15 protein-coding genes and 1 riboswitch are annotated in these 15,705 nt (G+C 63.6%); of the genes, 10 read left to right on the top strand and 5 right to left on the bottom strand.

Features of this window, described 5'->3' with window-relative positions:
* The 5 genes from gspF to dapF form a co-directional block, all read right to left on the bottom strand.
* Positions 1 to 1,212 carry a type II secretion system inner membrane protein GspF gene (gene gspF, locus F6V30_RS03665; protein ID WP_151155131.1) on the bottom strand — a complete coding sequence of 404 codons (1,212 nt, stop codon included), beginning with the start codon at positions 1,210 to 1,212 and terminating at the stop codon, positions 1 to 3.
* A complete protein-coding gene (gene gspE, locus F6V30_RS03660) occupies positions 1,193 to 2,764 on the bottom strand; it encodes a type II secretion system ATPase GspE (RefSeq protein WP_151155130.1) in 1,572 nt (523 codons plus the stop codon). Before gspE ends, gspF begins: the two co-directional genes overlap by 20 nt.
* Positions 2,761 to 4,689, bottom strand: a complete 1,929-nt coding sequence (gene gspD / locus F6V30_RS03655; protein ID WP_246163169.1) for a type II secretion system secretin GspD — start codon at positions 4,687 to 4,689, stop codon at positions 2,761 to 2,763. Before gspD ends, gspE begins: the two co-directional genes overlap by 4 nt.
* A gap of 88 nt (positions 4,690 to 4,777) precedes the next feature.
* Positions 4,778 to 5,659 (bottom strand): type II secretion system protein GspC, encoded by an 882-nt coding sequence (gspC, locus tag F6V30_RS03650; protein ID WP_151155128.1) that lies wholly within the window; start codon positions 5,657 to 5,659, stop codon positions 4,778 to 4,780.
* 222 nt (positions 5,660 to 5,881) lie between these two features.
* Complete coding sequence (gene dapF, locus F6V30_RS03645) at positions 5,882 to 6,718, bottom strand: diaminopimelate epimerase (protein WP_151155127.1); 837 nt, start codon at positions 6,716 to 6,718, stop codon at positions 5,882 to 5,884.
* Positions 6,719 to 6,903: 185 nt separating this feature from the next.
* Here dapF and F6V30_RS03640 point away from each other — a divergent pair, with 185 nt between their 5' ends.
* From F6V30_RS03640 to F6V30_RS03595, 10 genes are all read left to right on the top strand, one after another.
* Entirely contained in the window at positions 6,904 to 7,431 is a 528-nt protein-coding gene (locus F6V30_RS03640; RefSeq protein ID WP_151155126.1) for a gamma carbonic anhydrase family protein, read from the top strand.
* Entirely contained in the window at positions 7,431 to 8,315 is an 885-nt protein-coding gene (locus F6V30_RS03635; protein ID WP_151155125.1) for a DMT family transporter, read from the top strand. Before F6V30_RS03640 ends, F6V30_RS03635 begins: the two co-directional genes overlap by 1 nt.
* A gap of 28 nt (positions 8,316 to 8,343) precedes the next feature.
* A complete protein-coding gene (locus tag F6V30_RS03630) occupies positions 8,344 to 8,823 on the top strand; it encodes a YbaK/EbsC family protein (RefSeq protein ID WP_151155124.1) in 480 nt (159 codons plus the stop codon).
* A 14-nt stretch (positions 8,824 to 8,837) separates the two neighbouring features.
* Positions 8,838 to 9,761 carry an EamA family transporter RarD gene (gene rarD, locus F6V30_RS03625; RefSeq protein ID WP_151155123.1) on the top strand — a complete coding sequence of 308 codons (924 nt, stop codon included), beginning with the start codon at positions 8,838 to 8,840 and terminating at the stop codon, positions 9,759 to 9,761.
* A gap of 22 nt (positions 9,762 to 9,783) precedes the next feature.
* Positions 9,784 to 11,085: an Nramp family divalent metal transporter gene (locus tag F6V30_RS03620; protein ID WP_151155122.1), complete on the top strand. Its 1,302-nt coding sequence runs from the start codon at positions 9,784 to 9,786 to the stop codon at positions 11,083 to 11,085.
* Between the two features lie 4 nt (positions 11,086 to 11,089).
* Positions 11,090 to 11,995: a universal stress protein gene (locus F6V30_RS03615; protein ID WP_151155121.1), complete on the top strand. Its 906-nt coding sequence runs from the start codon at positions 11,090 to 11,092 to the stop codon at positions 11,993 to 11,995.
* 118 nt (positions 11,996 to 12,113) lie between these two features.
* The gene (locus F6V30_RS03610) at positions 12,114 to 12,872 is read left to right on the top strand and encodes a GPMC system MBL fold metallohydrolase (protein WP_151155120.1); all 759 of its coding nucleotides are present in this window, start codon (positions 12,114 to 12,116) and stop codon (positions 12,870 to 12,872) included.
* Between the two features lie 21 nt (positions 12,873 to 12,893).
* The gene (locus F6V30_RS03605) at positions 12,894 to 14,732 is read left to right on the top strand and encodes a TIGR04442 family protein (RefSeq protein WP_151155119.1); all 1,839 of its coding nucleotides are present in this window, start codon (positions 12,894 to 12,896) and stop codon (positions 14,730 to 14,732) included.
* 53 nt (positions 14,733 to 14,785) lie between these two features.
* A riboswitch (Fluoride riboswitch) is annotated at positions 14,786 to 14,847 on the top strand.
* Between the two features lie 102 nt (positions 14,848 to 14,949).
* Positions 14,950 to 15,339: a fluoride efflux transporter CrcB gene (gene crcB / locus F6V30_RS03600; protein WP_151155118.1), complete on the top strand. Its 390-nt coding sequence runs from the start codon at positions 14,950 to 14,952 to the stop codon at positions 15,337 to 15,339.
* On the top strand, positions 15,339 to 15,686 hold the full coding sequence (locus F6V30_RS03595; protein WP_151155117.1) for a DUF190 domain-containing protein: 348 nt from the start codon (positions 15,339 to 15,341) through the stop codon (positions 15,684 to 15,686). The genes crcB and F6V30_RS03595 overlap by 1 nt, the downstream gene beginning before the upstream one ends.
* Positions 15,687 to 15,705 lie beyond the last annotated feature (19 nt).

The raw sequence follows: 15,705 nt of genomic DNA, 5'->3' as shown, positions 1-15,705 counted from the left end.
CTACTTGATTAGCTGGTTCATCTCGAATATGGGCAACAGCACGGCCATGACCACGACGCCGACGGCCAGGCCCATGCCCAGGACCAACAGCGGTTCCATCAACCCCATCAGGCGGGTCAGCCGCGTGCTGAACTCCCGCTCGTAGGCGGTGCCGGCCTTGAGCAGCATCTCCTCCAGGGTCCCGCCCCGTTCGCCCACGCCGGCAAGATGCACCAGCATGGGGGGAAACAGGCGGCTCTTCTTCAGGCTCCCCGACAGGCTCCCCCCCTGGGAGACCTCTTCCATCACCTCGCGGAGAAAGGCGCGGTAGACCCGGTTGACCAGCACCTCGGAGGTGATCTCCAGGGCCCGGATGATCGGCACGCCGCTGGAGAGCAACAGCCCCAGAACCCGGGCAAAGCGCGACAGGAGCAGATGCTGCAGCATGCCGCCGGCTACCGGCACCCGGAGCAGCAGTTGGTCGCGCTTCATGCGCAGGTTGTCCCGCCGCATGGCGGAACGGTAGAGCGACACGGAGCCGATGATCAGTCCGACCGGGATCCACCACCACCCCCGCAGGAAATGGGACAGTTTGATCAGGATCACCGTGATCAGCGGCAGGGCGGCCTTGCTCTCCTCGAAGATGACCACGATCTTGGGGATGACCACGGTCAGGAGGAAGAGCATGACCCCGCTCCCCACCAGCACCATCAGGATCGGGTAGGCCAGGGCGGAAACAACCCGGCTCTTTACCTGTTCCTGTTCCTCCAGAAAGTCGGCCAGCCGGTCCAGGACGGCATCGAGGGCGCCGCTGGCCTCGCCGGCAGACACCATGCTGACGAAGCTCTCGCCGAAGATCTTGGGCTCGGCCGCCAGAGCACGGGACAGGGCGGCGCCTTCGGCGATCCGGTCCCGCACCCGCGCCAGCACCTGTTTGAGCGGGCCGTTTTCCTCCTGCTCGTGCAGCGACCCCATGGCCTCGAACAGGGGGACGGAGGAGGCCACCAGGGTGGCCAGGCGCCGGGTGAACAGGGACAGTTCGGCGGTAGTGATGCCCCGCTTGAAGGAGAAGGCCCGGCTCGCGCCGCTCCCGGCCGTCTCCTCGCTGACCTCCCGCGGCAAAAGCCCTCTGCCCTTGAGGTCGGCCAGGGCATGGCGTTCGGAGTCGGCCTCGATAGAGCCGGAGACGGTGGCCCCGGCGCCGGTGTATGCCTTATACCGGAACGTCGGCATAGTCTTCCTGGGTGACGCGCAGTACTTCTTCGATGGTGGTGACGCCGGCCGCCGCCCGGGCCATGCCGTCGTCCCGCAGGGTCCTCATGCCGCGGGATACGGCGTATTCCTTGATCTCCCCGGCATGGGCGCGCTTGATGATCATGGAGCAGATCTCCTGGTCCACCGGCATGATCTCGTAGATGGCGCTGCGGCCCATGGTGCCCAGACCGTAGCATTTGTCGCAGCCGCGTCCCCGGTAGAGCCGCTCCGGCAGGGTGATGCCGGCATACTGTTCCACCGGCCGGTATTCCTCACGGCAGTGGGGGCAGATCACCCGCACCAGGCGCTGAGCCATGACCGCGGTCAGGGACGAGGCGATCATGAACGGCTCGATGCCCATGTCCACCAGACGCGTTACGGCCGTGGGGGCGTCGTTGGTGTGCAGGGTGGAGAGCACCAGGTGGCCGGTCAAGCTGGCCTGGATGGCGATCTCGGCCGTTTCGGCGTCGCGGATCTCGCCGACCATGATGATGTCCGGGTCCTGGCGCAGGATGGAGCGCAGCCCGGCGGCGAAGGTCAGGTCGATCTTGGCGTTGACCTGGATCTGGCCGATGCCCTTGATCTGGTATTCGATCGGGTCTTCGATGGTGATGATGTTCTTTTCGCTGGTGTTGAGCCGGTTCAAGGCCGCGTAGAGGGTGGTGGATTTGCCGCTGCCGGTGGGGCCGGTCACCAGGACGATGCCGCTGGTGCGGCCGAGCACCCGCTCCATGGTGCGCACCCCTTCGTCCCCCAGGCCTATGTCCTCCAGGGAGAGCACCCCTTTTTTCTTGTCCAGAAGGCGCAGTACGGCACGCTCCCCGTAGTAGGTGGGGATGATGGAGACGCGGATGTCCACGTCGCGACCGGCGACGAGCACGCGGATGCGGCCGTCCTGGGGCAGGCGCTTCTCGGCGATGTTGAGGCCGGCCATGATCTTGACCCGGGATACCAGGGCATCCTGGATGATCTTGGGGGGGGTCAGCTTTTCGTAGAGGATGCCGTCGATGCGGAAGCGCACCACCAGGTCGCGCTCGTAGGGTTCGATGTGGATGTCGCTGACCCGTTCCTTGACCGCTTCCGAGAGGATGGAGTTCAACAGCCGGATGACCGGGGCCTCGTCGGCCAGGTCCAGCAGGTCCTGGGGGTCGTTGAGCGCGGTGGCCACCGTGGAGAGGTCTTCACCCTCCAACTCCTGGAGTACCTCCTGGGCGGTGCCGGAGAGGCTGCCGTAGACGTGGTTGATGGCGTCTCCCAGGGTGGCGTCCGGCACCAGGACCGCCTCCACCGGTTTGCCGAACAGAAGCCTGAGTTCGTCCAGGGCCAGGAGGGCGGCGGGGCTGGAGAGGGCGATCCTGATCCTTCCCTCCTGTTCCCGCAGGGGCAGGATGGCGTGGGCCCGGGCGAAGGTCAGCGGCACCCGGGCCAACAGGGCGGGATCGACCTCGGCCACCGCGATCTCGGGCTGGCAGGCGATACCCAGCCGCAGGGCGGTGGCGGCCAGTTCTTCCGGGAGCAGGCTCGGACTCATTTCGCGCCGATCTCCTTCTGCACGTCCACCGGTTCGACCTTCTTGGCGGCATCGCCGAATTTTGCCCGCTGGGTGTCGGAGACGGCGGTAAGGTCGGCGTTGTCCTTGACGATATGGGGGGTCAAGAGGATCATCAGGTTGGTCTTGCTCTTGCTCTTGGTCTTGGTCTTGAACAACCACCCCAGGCCGGGGATGTCGCCCAGGAACGGGACCTTGCTCTCCGATATGTCGTCCTGGTCCTGGATCAGACCGCCGATCACGATCATCTCGTTGTCCTTGACGACGACGTTGGTCTTGGCCGAGCGCTTGGTGGTGATGCGGTCCGTGGAGCCGCTCCCCACCGTGACCGTGGAGCCTATTGCGGAGATCTCCTGGGAGAGGTCCATGCGGATGTAGTCTCCCTCGCTGACCTGGGGCTTGATCTTCAGGGTGATGCCCACGTCCTTGCGCTCGATGGAGGTGGTCGTGACCCCGGAGGAGACCGTGGACGACCCTTGGAACGGGACGTTCTGACCCACGACGATCTCGGCCTCCTTGTTGTCCGAGGTCAGGATGTTGGGGGTGGAGAGGACATTCACCAAGCCGTTGGAGTCAAGGGCCTGGAGTACGGCCCCGATGTTGGCCGGCGTGGATAAGCTGGACAGGCCGCTGGTGGACGAAATCGACGATGTGGCGGTTTCAATGGTGGAGAGGACGCCGAAGGGGTCGTAGTACCCCGCGACGCCGAAATACCTGCTGATGCTGCTGACCCCCAGGGTGCCGAGCTGCAAGCCTACTTGCCGCGACTTGGAGAGCGTGACCTCGGCGATCAGCACCTGCACGAAGACCTGCTTGCTGCGCCGGTCCAGCTTCTTGATCACCTGGACCAGGTTGTTGTAATCGGCGGGAGACGCCATGATCACCAGGGAGTTGGAGGCCTTGTCCGCGGTGATGGTGACCTTGCCGCTGTCGAAGGGTGACGTCTGGGGCGCCGCCGTCGTACCGGCCGCCTGTCCTGTGGTGGCCGCGGCGGCGCTGCTCATCCCCTTGATGACGCCGTCCAGCACCTTGGCCATCTCGGTGGCGTCGGTGTTTTCCAGGTAGTAGACGTTGACCTTGTTGCTGGCTTCGGGGGACGGCACGTCCAGTTTGGTCACCATCTCCCGCACCGCATGCTTGATGCTGTCGCTGCCGAAGACCAGGAGGGCGTTCAGCCGCTGGTCGGCCAGCACGCTTGCCTGACCGCTGGAGGCCGTAGCCGCGCCCGTAGCCGCGCCCGGCTGCCCGCCGGATTTGCTCTCGTTGCCGGTGAGCCATTGCTGGATAGTCTTGGCGGCGCTCTCGGCGGCGGCGTTTTTCAGGTAGATGATCTCGATCCCCTCACGGGTCTTCTCCGTGTCGATTATCTTCAAAATATCCTGGATCTTGCGCAGGTTGATGGCCCCGTCCAGCACCAGCAGGTTGCTGGAGCCAAAGGCCGAGATGCTGCCGTCCTTGGAGACCAGCGGCTGCAGGAAGGGGATCGCCTCCTGGGCCGAGATGTTTTCCAGCTTGATCACCTGGGCGATGTAACTGTCGTTGACCGGCGGCCTCTTGCCCGACGGCAGCAGGGGAAAGCCGGAGGTCTTGGCGCTCGCCGAAGGGACGACCTTCAACACCTTGCCGCTCTGCACCACCGTGAAACCTTTCAGTTCCAGCACCGAGGTAAAGACATTGTAGGCCTCTTCGGTGGAGAGCTTGGAGGGGGAATAGACCGAGATCTTACCCTTGACCCGATCGTCCATCACGAAGTTCTTCCCGGTCAGGTCGCTGATGAACTTCACCATGGTGGAGATGTCCACGTCGTTGAAGTTCAACACCACCCCATGGGCGGCAAAAGCCGGCGGGGTGCATACTATTCCTGCCAGAAGCAGGGTGCAGAATGTGCGTATCAGGTACTGTTTCAAGCATGCCTCCACGTTGTTTCGTAACAGCGGAATCGTGATGACCGGCAAACGGTTTTCCTTTTCAGGCATGAAGCGGAAGAGGGGCTATTCACCGGATATCGTAGTTGAATGTCGCCGGCTGTCCATCCCGGATAAGGTCGAGTTTGAGCTTGCTCTGCCCCTTGAGGGCGATGAACGACTGCAGAGCCTTGTCCGGCGAGTCCATGGGGAAATCGTTGAGCCGCAGGAGGACGTCCCCGTTCTTGACGCCGACCAGGGCGAACAGGCCGTTGGGCTTCACCTCCGAGGCCCGGAACCCCTCCACCTTGCCGTCCTTCTGGCTGGGGAGCAGGCGGGCGTCACTCATGGCCTGGGCCGGGTTGTCCAGGGCGGCGTTGAGCGCCCGCTGGTCGATCACGAAATTCCCACCGCCGATATTGGCGACCGACACGCCTCCCTGGGGGGTGCCCGGCTGGGCCGGAGCGGCCGGAGGGGGGCTCATGGGGGTCAAAATCTCCACCTTCTTGCCGTTAATCACGATAAAGGCCCGCTCCTTGGTCACTTGGGCCAGGCGCCCGGCGTCGAAGACCATATCGCCCAGGCGGAACACGCGCTCCTCCTGCTTGACGGTATTGCGCACCAGGGCAAAGGTCTCGCGGAACGAGCCCGTCGCCGTGCCGAGCAACAGCAGTTCGGCCGGTGCGGTCACCGGCGCGGCAGCCTGGGCTGCCGCAGGGGCGTTCGCCAGCGGGGTGAGCGGCCCCTGGGCGGCCTTGCCGAACAGGCCGTTGACCAGGATCGGGGCATAAAACGCCAAGTCCTCGATCTTGGGCAGCGGCAGGGGCGCGGGGGCCGGTCTGCCGGCCCCCGCGCCCCTGGAAACAAAGGCGGAAGTGAGCCGCCGCCCCAGGCCGTCGGCCGTGATGGCCGCCACAAGGGCAATGATGACAATTCCAAGCAGGACATTTATGATGGTAAGAGCACGTGGCATAAGTGTATATCACCTTCCCCTTTGGGCAAGCGGNCCCCCGCGCCCCTGGAAACAAAGGCGGAAGTGAGCCGCCGCCCCAGGCCGTCGGCCGTGATGGCCGCCACAAGGGCAATGATGACAATTCCAAGCAGGACATTTATGATGGTAAGAGCACGTGGCATAAGTGTATATCACCTTCCCCTTTGGGCAAGCGGGGAGAGAAGGAAGTTTTTGCGGGACGTCCTACAGCTTGATCTCGCCGTTGAAAACCTCTACCGCCGGGCCGGTCATGTAGATGGTGCCGTCCTCGGCCCACTCCATCTCCAGGTCGCCCCCCGAAAGGTGGTTGAGGATCTTCCTCTCGGTCAGGCCGTTCAGCACGCAGGCCGCGGTCACGGCGCTGGACCCGGTGCCGCAGGCCAGGGTTTCGCCGGCGCCCCGCTCCCAGGTCCGCTGGCGCACCTCGCTGCGCGAGAAAATCTGGACGAATTCGACGTTGGTGCGGCGCGGGAACAGTTCGTGGTTTTCGATCAACGGCCCATAGGTGGAAACCGGGAAGTTCTCCACATCATCCACGAAGATCACGCAATGGGGGTTGCCCATGGAAGCGCAGGTGATCGAAAAGGTGCGGTCGAGGACCGTGAGCGGCTCCGCGATCACCCGGGCCGCGGCGTCGCCGGTCATGGGGATCTCGCCCCTGGTCAGCCGCGGCGGTCCCATGTTGACACGGACCTTTTCGATCGTGCCGTCGCCCCCCGGCACCAGTCGCAGGGTCAGGACGCCGGCCCCGGTCTCGGCGGTGATCTCGGTCTTCGCAACGATGCCGTGATCATAGGCGTATTTTGCCACGCACCGGATACCGTTGCCGCACATCTCGGACTCGGAACCGTCGGCATTGAACATCCGCATGCGCACGTCGGCCTTGTCCGAGGGCATGATCAGGATGAGCCCGTCCGAACCGATGCCGAAGTTGCGGTTGGCAACCTGTATGGCCGCCTGCCGGGGATCGGCAACCGTCTCCTCGAAGCAGTTCACATAGACGTAATCGTTGCCGGCGCCCTGCATTTTGGTGAATTTCATCGCACTCCATCTCCTTTTCCCGATCTTACCAGAGACTGTAAAACATACCAAATATGGGGCGGTGCAACAAGTAAATAAATCGGTACGGGCTCGGCAAAAGCCGCATCTGCAAGGCATTTATTGCCAATCCCACCCGGAATGCGTATACTTCATCCCTTCATTCACCGTTACCGGAGGACTGAGTCATGATCCGACCGTTTCAGGGCATCCAGCCGAAGATCGACCCGACCGCATTCGTGGCGGAGACCGCCGTGATCATCGGCGATGTGGCGATGGGCCCCCAGAGCAGCATCTGGTACAACTGCGTGGCCCGCGGCGACGTGAACCGTATCCGTATCGGCGCCCGCAGCAACGTGCAGGACCTGACCATGCTGCACGTCACCCACAAAAAACATGCCGACGACCCCGGCGCGCCGCTCATCATCGGCGACGACGTCACCATCGGCCACAGCGTGACCCTGCACGGCTGCACCCTGCACAACGGCTGCTTCATCGGCATGCAGGCCATGGTGATGGACAGGGCCGTGGTGGGTGAAGGGGCCCTGGTGGGTGCCCGTGCCCTGGTCACCGAGGGGACGGTTATCCCGCCCCACACCCTGTGGATCGGCGCGCCGGCCAAGTACAAACGCGACCTGACCCCGGACGAGGTGGCCTGGCTGCGGAAATCCGCCGACAACTACGTGAACTACGCCCTGCAGTATATCAACGACTGATGCCAAGGCCGCCCCTCAACCCTTACCTGGCCGTTATGGCCGCCGTGGTCGCGGTTTCCTTCTCCGCCCTGTTCGTGCGGCTCACCACGGCGCCCCCCCTGGTCATCGCCACCTACCGCCTGCTGTTCACCTTTCTGGCCCTGGCCCCCTTTACCCTGATGAAACGGGGGATACTGGCCACCCTCGACCGGCGCCAGGTGGCGCTCTCCGCCTTGAGCGGCCTCTTCCTGGCCTTGCACTTCGTGACCTGGTTCACCTCCCTGGGCTACACCAGCGTGGCCAGCTCCACGGTATTGGTGACCCTCCAGCCGGTCTTCGTGGTGCTCGGGTCGCTGCTTTTCTTCAAGGAGCGCATCTCGCGCCTGGCCGTCATGGGGGGGCTCTTGGCCCTTACGGGGAGCATCATCATCGGGGCCGCCGATTTCCAGGTGGGCCCGCGGGCGCTGATCGGCGACCTGCTGGCGCTCCTGGCGGCCGTCATGATCTCCGGCTACCTGCTGATCGGCCGCAGGCTGCGCAAGGGCATCCCCCTGGAGGGGTATACCTTCGTGACCTACGGGACCAGTTCCCTGGCCCTGGTGGCGGCAACGCTGTTCACCCGAACCCCCTTTGGCGGCTACCCCCCCCGGGACTGGCTGCTGTTTCTGGCCCTGGCCCTGGTCTGTACGGTCATGGGACATACGATCTTCAATTGGGCACTGAAATACGTCCAGGCCTCGGTGGTTTCGGTCAGCATCCTGGGGGAACCCCTGGGGGCCATCCTGTGGGCCGCCGTTTTCCTCGGTGAGCCGCCGACCCTGCGACAGATGGCGGGGGGAGCGTTTATCTTCGGCGGCCTCTATCTCTTTACCCGGGTGGCGGCGCGTCCCCCGCAGCCTGCCTGACCCATTCCAAGAAGGAGGAAACCGATCCATGCACCATGAACTCAGCCCCAGCGCCCGCAAGGTGCAGGAGGCCCTGGAGGCGGCCGGGGTCCCCTGCCGCGTACACGAACTGGCCGCCAGTTCCCGCACCGCCGCCGAAGCGGCCGAAGCGGTCGGGTGCGATGTGGCCCAGATCGTTAAATCCCTGGTATTCAAGGGCACCCGTTCGGGAGCGCCGGTGCTGGCTCTGGTAAGCGGTAAAAACCGCGTCGACGAAGCGCTTTTGGCAGCGGCCTGCGGCGAGCCGGTCGGCAAGGCCGATGCGGCCTTTGTCCAGGAGCGTACCGGCTTCGCCATTGGCGGCATCCCGCCCCTCGGCCACCGGGAGCCGCTGTGCCCGGTCATCGACCGGGATCTCCTGGCATACCCCGAGGTCTGGGCCGCGGCCGGCACCCCCCACGCCCTGTTCCGCATCGCCCCGGCCGACCTCGTGGCCGTAACCGGCGGCCGACCGGCCCCCCTCTCCTGAACCGGGGGCGGCCCATGTCTTCCCGCGCCCGGCAGGAACCGCTCCGCCAAGGCCTGACCTACGGCCTGTTGGCCTATCTGGTCTGGGGCTTTTTCCCGGTCTACTTCAAAGCGCTGCACGGCATCCCCCCCCTGGAGGTGGTTGCCCACCGCATCGTCTGGTCGGTCTTCTTTTTGCTGGCGCTGGTTGCCGCCACGGGCCGCTGGGGCGAGGTCAGGGCCGCCTTTGCATCCCGTCGGGTGCTGCTGACCCTGATCGGCTCCACCACCCTGATCACCATCAACTGGCTGGTGTTCATCTATGCCGTGGAGCAGGGTCAGGTACTCCAGTCGAGCCTGGGATATTTCATCACCCCCCTGGTCAATGTACTGCTGGGCATGATCTTTCTGCGGGAACGGCTGCGGCCGTTGCAGATGATCAGCCTGCTCCTGGCGGCTGCCGGGGTCGGCCTGCTGACGGCCCGGGTCGGGGCGGTGCCCTGGATCTCCCTGGGCCTGGCCGCATCCTTCGGCCTCTACGGTCTGCTGCGCAAGACGGCTCGCGTTGAATCCCTGGCTGGGCTGCTGGTGGAAACCATCCTGACCGGGCCGCTGGCCCTGGCGTACCTGATCTGGCTGGGCACCCACGGCCAGGGGGCCTTCCCGGCGGCCGTGGGCCAGGGTGCCCTGTGGCTCCCCCTGGCAGGCGTCCTGACCGCCACGCCGCTTTTGCTCTTCGCCGCGGCGGCCCGCAGGCTGCGGCTGGCCACCATCGGCTTCCTCCAATACCTGACCCCCAGCCTGCAGTTCGCCCTGGCCGTGTTTGCCTACGGGGAGCCGTTCACCCCCACCCACATGGCGACATTCGTCTTGATCTGGAGCGGCCTGGCGCTCTATACTGCCGACGCGGTCCGCACTTTCCGCAATCCGGCGGCAAGCCGCGACGCAGATCGCACCTGACCGCGGGGGAACGGCACCCATTATGGCAGAAGAAACCCCTCCACCTGTTTCTCCCGATTCCCGGACCGTCCAAACCGCCCTGGACATCCTGGACGGCCAGTCGCGCCCAAACCGGCTGACGCGCCTGATGCCGTTTCTGGGGCCGGCCTTTATCGCCAGCGTGGCCTACGTGGACCCGGGCAACTTTGCCACCAATATCCAGGGGGGGGCCCAATTCGGCTACCTGCTGGTCTGGGTGATCGTGGCCAGCAACCTCATGGCCATGCTCATCCAGACCCTTTCGGCCAAACTCGGCATTGCCACGGGCATGAACCTGGCGGAGCAGTGCCGGGCGCGCTTCCCCCGGACGGTGGTCGTCGCCATGTGGCTGTTGATGGAGATCGTGGCCATGGCGACGGATCTGGCCGAATTCCTCGGCGCCGCCCTGGGCTTCCAACTCCTCATGGGCATCCCGCTGTTTGTCGGCGCCCTGCTCACCGCCCTGGCGACCATCCTGATCCTGGGGATGGAGCGGTACGGGTTCCGCCCCCTGGAGGCGGTCATTTCATCCATGGTCGGGATGATCGCCCTCTGCTACCTGCTGGAGACCATCATCGTCAAGCCCGATTGGGGGCTGATCGCCTATCATGCCGTCGTCCCCCATTTTTCGGGGGCCGAAAGCGTTCTCCTGGCTTCGGGGATCCTGGGAGCCACCGTCATGCCCCATGCCATCTTCCTCCATTCGGCCCTGACCCAGGGGCGCATCGTCGTGCGGGACAAAAAACGGCTCCACAGCCTGTACCGTTTCGAGATCGCCGATGTGGTCATCGCCATGGGCATGGCCAGCTTCGTCAATATCGCCATGCTGGTCATGGCGGCAGCCACCTTCCACGCCACGGGGCACTCCGCCGTCGGCACCATCGAGGAGGCCTACCGGACCCTGGAACCGCTCCTGGGATCATCGGCAAAATGGATCTTCGGCCTCTCCCTGCTGCTCTCGGGGCTATCGTCATCCACCGTGGGCACCAGCGCCGGGCAGGTGATCATGCAGGGCTTCATGCAGCGGCACATCCCGATCTGGCTGCGGCGCCTGGTGACCATGGCTCCCTCGCTGATCGTTATCGGCGTGGGCCTGGACCCGACCCGCACCCTGGTGGTCAGCCAGGTCGTGCTCAGCTTCGGGCTCCCGTTCGCGACCATCCCCCTGGTCATGTTCACCCGCAGCCCCGAGATCATGGGAGATTTGGTCAACAAACGCATCACGACGGCCATAGCGGCAATGATCGCGGGGATCATCCTCGCGCTCAACATCTACCTCATCTATAAGACACTGGTAACGGGGTGATCCCATGTTCAAGCATTTCCTTGTCCCTTTAGACGGTTCACTCCTGGCCGAGGCGGCCCTGCCGGCCGCCGTCTTCCTGGCGGGCAAGCTCGGCGCCCGGGTCACGCTCTTTCATGTCGTGGAGAAAAACGCCCCCAGCGAGGTCCATGGCCAGTCCCACCTGAGGAATGCGGAGGATGCGGCGGCCTATCTGCGCCGCCTGTCGCAAGGCGCCTTTCCGCCGGGGATCGTGGTTGACTGCCACGTGCATGCCGCAGAAGCGGACGATGTGGCCGACAGCATCGTCGCCCATGCGGACGAACTGGCACACGACCTGGTGATCATGTGCTCCCACGGCCGCGGGCAGGCCCTTCACCTGTTTTTGGGGAGCATCGCCCAGAAGGTCATTGCCCTGGGCTCCCGCCCGGTCCTTATCACCCACCCCGACGACCAGGGCGGCGCGCCGGCGTTCGCCTGCAACAACATCCTCGTCCCCCTGGACGGCGACGCCGCCCATGCCCAGGCCCTGCCGGTTTCGGAGGAGATCGCCCGGGCCTGCGGCGCGGCACTGCACCTCATGATGGTTATTCCCCGTTTCGCCTCCCTGTCGGGGGCGGCAAAGGTTTCCAGCAGGATGCTTCCCGCCACCACGTCCCGAATTCTCGAAATGGCCTCCCAGGATGCCCAGGAGACCTTCCGGAAACAACTGGAAACCTTGCGGGGACAGGGGCTTACGGCAAGCGCCCACGTATTGCGGGGAGATCCGGCCCAGACGATTGCAAAGGCCGCCAGCCATGCCCGGGTAGACCTCATCGTGCTGGGCACCCATGGGAAAACCGGCATGGAGGCCTTCTGGGCGGGGAGCGTCACCCACCGGATCTGTACCCTGAGCAAGATCTCGCTGCTCTTGATCCCGCTCCCCAAGGCATAACCGGACCGGTTCATCATGGCCCGCAAACGCCGGCAGCAGTGGCGGCTTTCAAGAAATCCGCCTTGCCTGCATCGGGGATTTCTGTTATTTTCCCGGCATATCACGGAAAGGACGTTGAATGAGGGTAACCATCCTGGGGAGCGGCACATCGACCGGTGTTCCCATGGTGGGGTGCAGGTGCCGGGTATGCACGTCGGATGACCCGAAGGACCGGAGAACCCGGGCCTCCCTCCTGATCCGGCACGGGGGGCGGAACATCCTGGTGGACACCTCCACCGACCTGCGCCGGCAAGCGCTGCGGGAGGGGCTGGATAGGGTGGACGCCGTTCTCTTCACCCACCCCCATGCCGACCACGTGAACGGCATCGATGACCTGCGCGGCTTCCACTTTCTGCACAAGGAGGTCGTTCCCTGCTACGCCTCCCCGGAGACCTTCCAGGTCTTGTGGGCGGGGTTCCGCTATATCTTTTTCGCAGCCACCGGATCAGGCTATACGCCGCTTTTGTCGCCCCGGGAGGTTTCCGGCCCCTTCGAACTGTTCGGGCTGACGGTCATCCCGATCCCGCTCCTGCACGGCAAGGGCACCGCCACGGGCTACCGTATCGGGTCGTTTGCCTATCTGACGGATTGCAGCGCCATTCCCGCCAGCTCCCTGCCGCTTCTGGAGGGGCTCGACGTGCTGGTCATGGACGGGCTGCGCTGGACGCCCCATCCGTTCCACTTCAATATTGCGGGGGCCATCAGCGCGGTGGGACCGATCAAGCCGGCCCGCGTCGTCCTCACCCATCTGACCCACGAAGTGCTCCACAGCGAGCAAGCCAAACTGCCGCCCGGTTTCGAATTCGCCTACGACGGCATGGCGGTCGATGTAATGTGATTGCAAGAGGAGAGGGGGAGCATGTACAAGGACATACGGCTACATGGGCAGGTCGGCGGCCATGTCGAGTATTTCGTCATGGTGGTGGGCAACGAGGCCTATCAGCGTTACTTCTTCAACATAGTCCAGGATGAGGAACACCTCCGCATCTTCTCTCCGGGCAACGAGTTCATCATTTCCCCCGAGGGGATCGGCTACCAGGGGAACGGCGGCTATTTTTGCGAATACATGTTCGGCGTCGACCAACCCTCCTCCGATCTCGCCAAACCGGACATCATCAACCGCCTGGTCATGTACGGGGCACGTTCCCACGACACGGGCTCCATCCGTTTCAGCGACCGCACCCAGGGGGAGGAGAGCTTCGAAAATATTTTTTTCGAGGGGAACGCCGTCTGCAACTACTATTTTTTCGTCCATTCCAACCAGCTCTCCCGCAAACTGAGATACCAGCAGGAGGAGTTGGTCAAAAACCTCGGAAAGATCATCAAGCGCTCCGAATCGGTGGGCGACGAGCGTGACGACGCCCTTATCTCCAACATCTTTCCGCTGCTCAGGGACGATTCGGCCCAACTCTTCATCATCAAGCTGATCAACCGCCACCACCGGGAATACCGCGACCTCTTCAAAAGCCTGTACTACCGCAACAAGAAGATCGCCGACGATGATTTCGCCCGCCTGGTCAAGCTTGCGGCCACCTACCAAATCGACCGCTACCAGCAGGAACGCATGCGCATCGACGCCATGTACCGCCACCCGTCCAACAAACGCATCGTGGACGAATACCGCAACATCCTCCTGGCCTGCAACACCAAGGGAGAGATCAGCCATCTGGACAACGCCCGACTGACCCGGCTCAAGACCTTGTCGGTGCGTAACAAGATCCCCGGCGCCCTGTTCTATACCCTGGACGAGATGCTCAAGCGAGGGCGCAACCTGGTCCACCACGAGGAACAGGACTACATCGCCGCCACCCGCGAGGTGCTGCAGGGGATCTTCCTCAGGGAAAAGGAGATCGAAAGCCCGATCAACCGCGAGGACATGCTCAACCTGATCCAGGCCAAGAAACGAGCCGTGGAGAACCGCGACCATTCCTTCGACCAACTCATGCTGGACGCGAGCAAGGAGTGCGACGAAAAGATCCGCGACGGCGCCGACCCGGGGCTGATGGACGGTTTTTCCTACGTCATCACCTACCTGGACCGTTTCGACAGCGTCTCGAACCTGATCAGCCAACTGGCCTTCATGGAGAACGTGCGGGTCAACGAGGAGATGCTCCAGGGACTTTTGGAGCACAAGGCCGCCTTCGACAATCTCAGGGAGGGGTGCTTCGAGGAGTTGTTCATCCATGAACTGTTCCATAACGCCTACCTGGGCCGTTTCGGCCGGCGCAAGGTAACCGCTCTCCTGGCAGGGCTCAGGGCCGTGGAAAAACGTACCGGCACCACGGAAGAACTGCACCGGCACCTCCAGAAAATCGACCAGGAAGAACGTATTTCATCGGTGCTGCTGGAGCATGTACGCGACCGGATTCGCAACTTCTATTCCCGGTTCACCACCAGGGCCGACCAGGAGGCGCTGCGCCGCGAGGTGATCGAGGAGTTGAAGAACAAGCGGCTCATCAAGGCCGATATCCCCGGCCACATCTTCCATGAAACCATCTTCACCATCAAGAAGGAGGCCATGTATCTCCACTCCCTGCTGCCCCAGATCATCGCCGAACGCAATGTGGGGTTGCGGGAGGATTTTCTGGAAAACTCGGGCCTCGACCGTTTCTATGTTGAAGAGCTGGAGCGGGAATATTACGAGAAGAACGGGCTGGACCTGGAAGGGCTCTACCAGATCAGGAAGGGGCTCAGCTAGCATTCCGGTGCTTGACCGAAGCAGCCCCCTTCGGCTATAGTTCCGTACATAATTGTATGCCCGGCGATGGAGTTCGCCATAACCGCTTGCCAAAGCTGATGACTCCTACCTTCACATGCGAGGTAGGAGTTTTTTTATATCCCCGGCAAACGGGTCGCCTGCGTGGTGACATCGCCCGGAAGGGCGCTATACTTTTCATGCATGGAGGAGGTTTCAGATGAAGACCGCTGCCACGATCGCCATCTTCTGCGCCGGGGGGGGGCTTACCCGCTACTACCTTTCCGGCTGGGTCTACAGCCAGCTCGGCCGGGTATTCCCCTACGGCACCTTTGCCGTCAACATCATCGGGGCCTACCTCATCGGCCTGGTCATGGAACTGGGCCTGCGCAGCACCGTCATCCCCGATACCTTGCGCCTGGGGCTGACCGTCGGTTTCCTGGGGGGGCTGACGACCTTCTCCACCTTCAGCTACGAAACCTTCAAGCTGCTGGAGGATGGCCAGTTCCTCGTCGCTTGCGCCAATGTGCTGGCAAGCGTAGCGCTCTGCCTGCTGTTCACCTGGCTGGGTATTATCACCGTCCGAACGATGCTCCAAGGAGGTTTGTGATGACAAAACTGATCGGCGAGAAGATGCTGATGCGGATATTCATCGGAGAGAGCGACCGCCACGGCCGCAAGCCGCTGTACGAGGCGCTCGTGGAACTGTTGCGCAAGGAGGGCTTTGCCGGGGCCACGGTCCTGCGCGGGGTCTGCGGCTTCGGCGCCCACAGCGTGTGCCACACCCAAAAACTCCTGGACCTCTCCGCCGACCTGCCGCTGATCGTCGAGGTGGTGGACAGTCAGGAGCGGATCAACGCCATCATGCCCCGCATCGACGAGATGATGGACGGCGGCATGATCACGCTGGAGAAGGCGACGGTTATCCGCTACAGCGGCAAGAACAAGGAACCGTGACGTGAGAGGGAAAGGCAGC

It is taken from the genome of Oryzomonas sagensis, assembly GCF_008802355.1.
GTDB classification, from domain to species: Bacteria; Desulfobacterota; Desulfuromonadia; order Geobacterales; family Pseudopelobacteraceae; genus Oryzomonas; species Oryzomonas sagensis.
This window is presented reverse-complemented; position numbering and strand designations above follow the sequence as displayed.

Coding starts and splice junctions, on each gene's coding strand:
- F6V30_RS03635 (WP_151155125.1), top strand. CDS start 7,431: ATGCCAAGGCCGCCCCTCAACCCTTACCTGGCCGTTATGGCCGCCGTG.
- F6V30_RS03595 (WP_151155117.1), top strand. CDS start 15,339: ATGACAAAACTGATCGGCGAGAAGATGCTGATGCGGATATTCATCGGA.
- gspF (WP_151155131.1), bottom strand. CDS start 1,212: ATGCCGACGTTCCGGTATAAGGCATACACCGGCGCCGGGGCCACCGTC.
- rarD (WP_151155123.1), top strand. CDS start 8,838: ATGTCTTCCCGCGCCCGGCAGGAACCGCTCCGCCAAGGCCTGACCTAC.
- gspE (WP_151155130.1), bottom strand. CDS start 2,764: ATGAGTCCGAGCCTGCTCCCGGAAGAACTGGCCGCCACCGCCCTGCGG.
- F6V30_RS03615 (WP_151155121.1), top strand. CDS start 11,090: ATGTTCAAGCATTTCCTTGTCCCTTTAGACGGTTCACTCCTGGCCGAG.
- F6V30_RS03640 (WP_151155126.1), top strand. CDS start 6,904: ATGATCCGACCGTTTCAGGGCATCCAGCCGAAGATCGACCCGACCGCA.
- F6V30_RS03630 (WP_151155124.1), top strand. CDS start 8,344: ATGCACCATGAACTCAGCCCCAGCGCCCGCAAGGTGCAGGAGGCCCTG.
- F6V30_RS03605 (WP_151155119.1), top strand. CDS start 12,894: ATGTACAAGGACATACGGCTACATGGGCAGGTCGGCGGCCATGTCGAG.
- gspC (WP_151155128.1), bottom strand. CDS start 5,659: ATGCCACGTGCTCTTACCATCATAAATGTCCTGCTTGGAATTGTCATC.
- crcB (WP_151155118.1), top strand. CDS start 14,950: ATGAAGACCGCTGCCACGATCGCCATCTTCTGCGCCGGGGGGGGGCTT.
- F6V30_RS03620 (WP_151155122.1), top strand. CDS start 9,784: ATGGCAGAAGAAACCCCTCCACCTGTTTCTCCCGATTCCCGGACCGTC.
- dapF (WP_151155127.1), bottom strand. CDS start 6,718: ATGAAATTCACCAAAATGCAGGGCGCCGGCAACGATTACGTCTATGTG.
- F6V30_RS03610 (WP_151155120.1), top strand. CDS start 12,114: ATGAGGGTAACCATCCTGGGGAGCGGCACATCGACCGGTGTTCCCATG.